The organism is Methylomonas sp. MgM2, assembly GCF_054172045.1.
In genome coordinates this window covers 88,796-97,016 of sequence record NZ_JBSYXO010000021.1, presented here as the reverse complement: position 1 = coordinate 97,016, position 8,221 = coordinate 88,796, and the positions used below count along the sequence as shown (strand labels likewise).

Annotated in this window: 4 protein-coding genes; all 4 read right to left on the bottom strand. The window is 51.8% G+C overall.

The genetic code is table 11. The features are described 5' to 3' along the window. Window positions 1–174: 174 nt before the first annotated feature. Window positions 175–747 carry an REP-associated tyrosine transposase gene (locus ACW73I_RS15690; protein ID WP_458030360.1) on the bottom strand — a complete coding sequence of 191 codons (573 nt, stop codon included), beginning with the start codon at window positions 745–747 and terminating at the stop codon, window positions 175–177. A gap of 752 nt (window positions 748–1,499) precedes the next feature. Further along, the gene (locus tag ACW73I_RS15685) at window positions 1,500–6,494 is read right to left on the bottom strand and encodes an RHS repeat-associated core domain-containing protein (protein WP_458030359.1); all 4,995 of its coding nucleotides are present in this window, start codon (window positions 6,492–6,494) and stop codon (window positions 1,500–1,502) included. 265 nt (window positions 6,495–6,759) lie between these two features. Next, complete coding sequence (locus ACW73I_RS15680; protein ID WP_458030358.1) at window positions 6,760–7,611, bottom strand: PEP-CTERM sorting domain-containing protein; 852 nt, start codon at window positions 7,609–7,611, stop codon at window positions 6,760–6,762. 252 nt (window positions 7,612–7,863) lie between these two features. Next, complete coding sequence (locus ACW73I_RS15675; protein ID WP_458030357.1) at window positions 7,864–8,187, bottom strand: hypothetical protein; 324 nt, start codon at window positions 8,185–8,187, stop codon at window positions 7,864–7,866. Window positions 8,188–8,221 lie beyond the last annotated feature (34 nt).

Below are 8,221 nucleotides of genomic sequence, written 5' to 3'. Positions count from 1 at the left end.
GCTGCCTTGGTCTGTCGATACCGTCTATATTAACGGACTGAAGCAACTGGGGTAGATGGGGTTAATCAGTCGTTAACAGTTCATCTCCACCATCCAAGGGCCGACGTAGGGCGGAAAAGCGTAGTGCATTCCGCCTTCACGAAAGTAATCCCAAGATTGAGGCAAAATGTCGGATTACGCTTCGCTAATCCAACCTACGCAATCTGTCTTACGGGTTACGGGTTCCGATGTCGTGCCCAAATCGCCTGTATCTCCGCACCAATTCAACGGCAGAACACCATCACGGACATAACGATGAAAGATGGAGTAGGGCCAATCTTGTACCCGTGCCACATAGCCATGTTTCAAGGGATTGACATGGATATAATCGATATGGCGGGCGTAATCCGTATCGGTCGAGATCGTATGCTCACAATAACGCCGCTGCCATATGCCTCGCTCCGAACGTTTGCGACGTGTCGCGGAGAGTCGTTCGGTACGCGGTAAGCCTTTGGAGAACAGCAACTTGATCAGCCGCCAACGCACAGGAAAGTTGTCGGTATCGGGTGGCAAAGTAATGACAGCATGCAAATGATCAGGTAGCACCACCCAGGCATCGATGTGGAACGGATACAGTCGTTTCACCCGCCGCACCGAATCCCGTAACAACTCGATATGATCCGTCAACAACGTGCGATTCCTTTCCAGCAAATTGACCGTAAAGAAATAGCAACCGCCCGCGACAAAATTCCGCCTATAGTTAGGCACAGATACCTCATCATCGAAAAAATCAATAAATAGCGTAGGGCGGATTCGGAGCGTAGCGACAATCCGCCAAAACAACCCGTCGCCATGGACAATAATCCGAAACAACAAAAGCAAAACAGTAATCTCGCCGAATCAAGCCGATCGATGATGATTCGGGTCATCGCTCCGAATGATGGCGGATTGCCGTTGGCGAATCCGCCATACGCCCACCGACCATGCTTCAATTCACCCGCCGCCATACGGCCATAGAATTCATCCGCCGTACGGCCGTGTGGCCAACCAACAGAGTGTTATGCCCTTCCAGCAAATTGACCGTAAAAAAATAACACCCGCCGGGGATGCGATAACGACGATAATTCGGCATAGCCAAAGTATAGGCCAACCCCTCAGTTCATCTCCACCACCCAAGGTCCGACGTAGGGCGGAAAAGCGATAGCGCATTCCGCCTTCACGAAAGTAATCCCAAGATTGAGGCAAAATGTCGGATTACGCTTCGCTAATCCAACCTACGCAATCCGTCTTACGGGTTACGGGTTCCGATGTCGTGCCCAAATCGCCTGTATCTCCGCACCAATTCAACGGCAGAACACTATCACGGACATAACGACTCGGCGGGGCGGGTTATTTAACCCGCTCCGAACGTTTTGGTTTGTCTTGGCTGACGATTGAAAGGTTCAGGACGGGGTTACAAACCCCGTCCCGCTCAGGGAAAGAGCACGATTTGGTTTGGTCTTGGCTAATAGTTGAAAGGTTCAGGACGGGGCTGCAAACCCCGTCCTGTTCAGGCACATTGGGCAGCAATCTCCCACGCCACTTCTTCTGCACTTATCTTCCTTTATTTTGGATTTCTTTACTAATTCATCGATATGAGTTTGTAATACCCTCGGTGCTATCCCTTTGCTCCTCCACGTCTCCGCCATAATACTTTGTGGATTTCCAACTCCTTGCGGATTGAGGTTCACGAGTGATCCACCAGGACCGGAATAATTGTACTCATCGTCCAACCCCAGCAAATGGCCAAATTCATGCTCATAGCTAAATTCTTCCTTTTCGTTGTAAAACCAAGATCCTTCATTAGCAGCGATTTTATTTGGCGTACCCATCGTTGAAGATGACCCACCTCTACCACCCAAAATTTTGATTAAGTCAAAATTAGGAGCTGACTTTGAAGCCACTGGTTTAGATTTAATTGGGGCAATAAAAACATCGAATTGGACTTCGCAACAGAAGTATTTCGGGGTATTTACATTCCAGAAATTCTTAATCTGTTTTGTTATGTCCAATGCTAACTTCCAATTGGCAAAATTTCCATAAATAATCATATATGTTTTAAACTTGATAGTACAATCTTCTAGGGCGGTCCATGTCCAATATCCAAAAGGATCTAATAAAGTGCTTGGTTTATTTGCAACGTAACCGTATAGATTCATCCCATCAACATACCCCAACGGATCCCTCTGCAAAAACCTCCCACTCTCACAGTCATAATACCTAGCCCGGTAAAAATACAACCCAGACTCCTCATCCCACTGCCGCCCGGTAAACATCCACGGATTGCCAATGGCGCTGTGCGTTGCCGACGGACAGCCGTAATCGGAATAGTCGTACCGTTCCACGACCACGCCGGCCGCATTGGTCACCGCCGCCACCGACCACAGGGCATTCTGGTGGTAATAATAATCCGCACCGCCGCGCTGCATGTTCAGCACTTCGTCGATGTAGTTGCCGTAGACGTAAGTTGCCAGCGTGGCCGCCGTGAGGTCTTGCTCCTCGACGATGCGGGCGTCGTCGTAGGCGTAACGAGTGGTCACCGGCGATGGGCTGCCGACGCCGACGGTCTTGACCACGCGCCGGCTCAATGCGTCGTAGCGATATTCGCTGACCACGTTATCGCTTTTGCGGGTAACCTGGATCAGGCGGTTCTCGTCGTCGTAGACATACAGGCGCTTGCCGTCCTCGCGGCGGTTGCCGTTTTTGTCGTGCGCCCAGTTTTCGCCATCCGGCGCTGGCGTGGCTACGAGATCCTTGAAGTTGTTCGGGATGCCTAAGTCGTCGGGAATCTCGCCCGGCCCGTCGGTGGAAGGATCGTCGTACTCGTTCATTTGATTCGGTGTGTTTTTAAAGGCAACGCCGTTAATCTTGAATTGATCCCAGTTGCCGACTTTGTCCAGATCGTACTCGTGTTGAGTTGTTGGTACCAGTACAGTGGAGCCAACCAATTCGCCGACCTTGTAATCGATCAGGCGATAGACGTCGTCATACGCATAAGCCTCGGATTTGGTCTGGTCGTGTTGTTTGTCTTCGTATTGCTTGTTGCCTTCCTTGTCGTACTCGTAATTGAAACCGGCAACATTACCGCTGTGAGTCAGCGAGGTGATCCAGTTGTTGGCGTTATAGCCGTAACTGGCCGTCACGCCGTTGTTGTAGGTGCGGGTTTCGACCCGGTTGCCCAAGTCATAGAGGTAGCTAGCATTGAAACTATCGCAGCTATCGTCTTGCAAACGCCCGCGTAAATCCATTTGTTCGTTGCAGGCGCGGCCGCCGGGATAGGTGACGTCGCGTTTGCCGGCCGGAGTATCATAGACATATTGCACGACCATCGGCGTTCCGGCGGCGTCCTGAGTGGTTTGCAGCAGGCGGTTGGCCGCGTCGTAACTATCGAAGTTAGTGACCCAGCCGTTGCGGTCGGCGCTCAGCATGCGGCCGCCGACATCGTAAGTAAAGCTGTCGTCGGGCTCGGTAGGATCCAGGTAATCTCTAAGCACCGGATAATACAGGTCGTTATAAGCATATTGGGTCACTTGGCCAAGCTGATCGGTGCGCTGAATGAGATTACCGGCTTTGTCATATTCGAATTGCCGGGTTGTACTGTCAGCGTATGTTTCCAGCACTAAACGGTCGGCCGGGTCGTACCGGTAGCTGGTGGTCTCGCAATCGGCCGGCGGCGAAGCGCCTGCACAAGCCGCTGGCGTGCTGTTTTGCTTGGCGGTGATCAAGCGGGTGACGTTACCCACCGCATCGTATTCGGTGTCGGTCCAAAGGTCTTTGAACGACAGCAGCGCGCAGTTGCTGCCGCCCATTAGTTGCGCGGTGCGGGTGCGGCGGTTGATGTCGTCGTAGTAATGACAGGATACATGGCTTTCGCGGTCGGTGACCTTGATCAGGTTGCCGGCCTTGTCGTAACCGTTGGTAGTGTTGTTACCCATCGCATCGGTGACGGCGACCAGCCGATTGACTGCGTCGTAGACATAGCCGGTGCAGTTGGTATTGCCGTCGCATTCCTGAGTTCGGTTGCCGATGCCGTCGTATTGATAGTCGGCCACCTTGCCGATGCTGTCGGTCACCAAGACTAATTGGTTGCGGGCGTCGTAGCTGTTGGTGGCGACGTTGCCGCGCGGATTGGTGACGGTCTTGGCATTGCCGACGCCGTCGTAAACGGTCGTGGTGGTCAGGTTCAGTCCGCCAGGATCGACGATTTCGCTATGCAGCCAATTGTTGAGAAAATACCCATAGTCGGTACGGTTGCCGTTGGCGTCGATACGAGCGGTCACGTTGCTCGCATCATCATACTTGGTGTACTCGCACCAATCGTCGCCATCGCAGCTATCGGCGTTGTCGGTAACCTTGCGAATCGTGATCCAGCGCCGGTCGACCTTGTCGTATTTGAAATAGCTGTATTTACCTTCCGGGTCGATCGTGTAGGCGATGTTGCTGCTGCCGGGAGTAGGGCCGTCACAGGTCGGCGAGCCGGGGTCGTGGTCGCAGGCCATGGCCGCGCCGCTATCGTAAAAATGCTGAGTGACGATGTCATTCGCCGCCGTCAGCGCGCAAGACGTTGCCCCCATTTTGCGGATCTGCACGGTCAGACGGTTCAAGGCGTCGTACTGATTGCAGGATTTGTGGCCGTTGGCGTCGGTTTCCTGAATACGGTTGCCGACCGGGTCGTAGGCGTATTGAGTTTGATTGCCTAGCGCATCGGTGACTTTGCTCAGGCGGTTTTGCTGGTCGTAGTCGAAACTGGTGATTTTATTTCTTGGGTCGGTGACGGTTTTGCGGTTGTCGTTGTTGTCGTAGCTATAGGCCGTAACCAGATTTAGATCGTCCGGATCGCGGATTTCCTTGATCAAACGGTTGCGCAAGTCGTATTCGTAGCGGGTGATTTGGAATATATCGGGTGTCTTGGTCGCCTGCTTGCGTACTTCGGTGCGGTTACCGACGCCGTCGTAATCGTATTCGGTCAGGAAGTCGAGCGGATCGGTTTCCCGGATCAGCCGGTCGAGTGCGTCGTAGGTGTAGCCCCATTCATGACCGTTGGCATCGATCAATGTAAGGCGATTGCCGAGCATGTCGTAACCATAAACCGTGACATTGCCTTCGGGATCGGTCACTTTATTCCGGTTGCCGAAGTCGTCGTATTGATAGCTTGTAATCTGGACGATCGAGCCGTTATGTACTTCCTCGCTTTTCATCAAGCCCCTGACGCCGCTGGGGTTGCCTGGTTCCGGTACACCAGAAACATAATAGCCCCAGTCGGTGCGCAGATTAAGGCCGCCGACGTCGCGGGTTTCTCTGATGCGGTTACCCAGAGCATCGTATTCATACGTTGTCACCGAATGCGGTGTGTTTGCGCCGTTGCCGAAGTAGGCCATATGGGTAACGAAATTGAACGGATTATTGTATTCGTAGCGGATTTCGTTGCCGTTGGCGTCGGTTTGTTTGATCAAATTGCCGAAACCGTCATATTCGTATTGGGTGGTATGGCCGTTGGCATCGGTCATGCTGGCCATATTCAGCGTGGCCGGATCGTAGGCATATGTAGTCGCGGCCCCATCGGGCGCCACTATCTTGGTAATCTGGCCGTCCGAGTTATAGGAATATTGCCATTGGTTGCCGCGTCCATCGGTATGGGTCGTTACCGACGGAATATAGGTGCGCAATTTATATAAGGCCAAATCGGTGGCGTTCGTGGCCCAGTCGTCCGGATTTGCAAGGCTGAGCACCGGGTCGCCGGCCTGATCGGTAACGGCTATCGGATGGCCGCCTGCGTTATATTTATAGGTCCATTGGTGGCCGTCCTTATCGACCTTGCGTATTATCTGATGCCTTACATCGTAAGCGTATTGAACCGTGTTTCCGAGCGGATCGATAATCTTGGTCAGATTGCTATAGCCGCCGTATTGGAGTTGGGTTACCCGGCCAAGAGGATCGGTGATCTTGGTCAGGTGATGGCTGGCGTTGTAATCGAGTTTGATTTGCCGGCCGAAGGCATCCTCCACTAACGACAACAGGCCATTTTGATAAGTCAATTGGGTGACATTGCCGTTGCGGTCGGTAATGGACGTGAGCATCAATGGTTCTACCGCGGCGACTCGTAAAGGGTTGCCGGGAATTTTTCGAAATAAAAAGGCGGTTCCGCCTTGCCGATTCGTGATGACGATTGAACCGTCGGGATTTTCGACGATCTCTTGTTGCGTCCCCGGCAAAGCGGATAGAGAGCCCCGCCGACCTAAGCGTTGATATTTGGTGACGATCCCGGCAGGGCTCATCTTGAAGACATCACGGCCTTGAGTGAACAGGAAAATATTGTAGGAGTGGCTCCAGCCAAAGCCTGTTACCGTATCAAGCGATGGATCGCCATTAGCGTTGTAACTCGCATAGTAAAGGTAGAACTCCAATAGGGCATTATTTGCGCCAGAAGTCTGAAAGACCGGATAGGTTTCACCCAATAGTCCTTCGGTGTTCGACACAAAGCCAGTCCCTATGGATTTGTCGGTGGTAGCGCCCGATACACTGGATCCGTCGGATGTGCCCTGAGGACAGCAGGTTGGACAACAGAACACCCGCTTTCCGCCGAAAAACTTGGCGGAGGCGGTAGAGGGCAGAGCTGAAAGCACACTGAGAAGAATAGATAAAGCAATTAGGTTAGTAGCGTGCTTGTACACAGTAACCCCCCCCGACAAAAGTCAAGATAAGTTGTTTTATCCTTGACGCATGAAAGCTTTAGAAAAGCAATTAAGTCGCGAATTGCTTGCGAGAGAGCCGGAACATCGCTGGCACGCAGATGAACAACAATAGCAATGTATTAGGTTCCGGCACCGTCGTCGTGTAACCTTGAATTTCGCTATCGGCCTCAGCGTACAACCAGTACTCTGTGTTGTAGTTGAGGGTTACTGGAATCTCGAGTACGCCGCTATTGTTATGGATAAGCGTTGTGTTGGTACCGGAAATACTGTCCCGGAATAAATCGGAACCTAAGAGTCCACCGCTCAAACTATCGAAGACCGACAAGGAGGCAATGTGAGTGATGTCGACGAAAAAGCCTTCGGCGTCTGCGCTTCCGAAAATGGAGCCGGCGAAATCCATTTGGATCAATACATCGATGGCTTCCGTGCTATTAGGATTAGCCGTATCGAACAACCTAAAATAGTTGTCGAAGTTGGAAATGGCAGATCCGTCCGCCTGCATGTTCGGATGCTGCAAGAGCAGGGCCGAAAGAGTAGACCCCGTAACCCCTGCTGCGGGATCCATTCCAATTTGACTGCCGTTGACCACTTCGTAATTAGCCAAGGAACTTACATGGGCTGTGTTTGCCTCGGCCTTGATCGAACCGTCATTGCCTAACAAAGAGTCGTAATCATCGGCAGGTAGGCTATCCGTATCCGCCGCATGAGCTCTAACCTCGCCGTACCAGACATCAGTCCATGCTATCTGCGCGTTAGGATCACTCAATGTAAATCGCAAGTTACCGATCGTTATATCACTAGATGCGTCAACGAAAGCAGCGTGAACCGGACAGGAGCTGACTAAGGTCAAACCGAAAACAACAGCAATGGCGTTTTGAAAATATCGATTTTGATTAAACATGCGTTGTTTTCTCCGGTTGGCTGTGAGTTGAATGAGGTAAGCTCAACGTTGTTTTTTTACTGTTGACTTAAGATGCCCGTCGAACTGTGTTGACAAAAATCGGATGTTAAAATGTGAGTTATTTAACGGTTTTGAAATTGCTTGTCAATAATTAAGTTGACAGACGTTTCGGTAACTGGTTCTTGAAGGGTGTGCGAAACCGATACAATTCGCTTGTGGGCATGTTAAGGATGGCAACGGTACCAAATGGCGTCAGGCTATCAACTTAACGACTTTTTCCGCAATCGCGACGGCTTGCGCGCCGCGATGAATCACAATAGCAACGTTCGATAATTCCTTTTTTTCCGCTTTTAAGTCTTGGGTAATTTTGCCAAGCGCGGTTTTCGCATCATCCAATTCGCTGTTGCTTTGTTCGGCCCGTTCGTCGTCGATTGCGCGCCACCATTTGGTCAATGCCTTAATCTGGTTGTTGACGGCCGCGCGGTCGGTGGCGTCGGGAACCTTTTCTCGAATGGCGCCCAGGTCGGCAATGATTGTAGACAAATCGTCGAGTATATTTTCAGGGGTGGACGGCATATCGGACTCCTCGGGATGCGACGTCCCGCAGAAA

What these genes read in the sequence shown, in the direction of transcription:
- ACW73I_RS15680 (WP_458030358.1), bottom strand. Translation starts at nt 7,611, where the DNA reads ATGTTTAATCAAAATCGATATTTTCAAAACGCCATTGCTGTTGTTTTC.
- ACW73I_RS15675 (WP_458030357.1), bottom strand. Translation starts at nt 8,187, where the DNA reads ATGCCGTCCACCCCTGAAAATATACTCGACGATTTGTCTACAATCATT.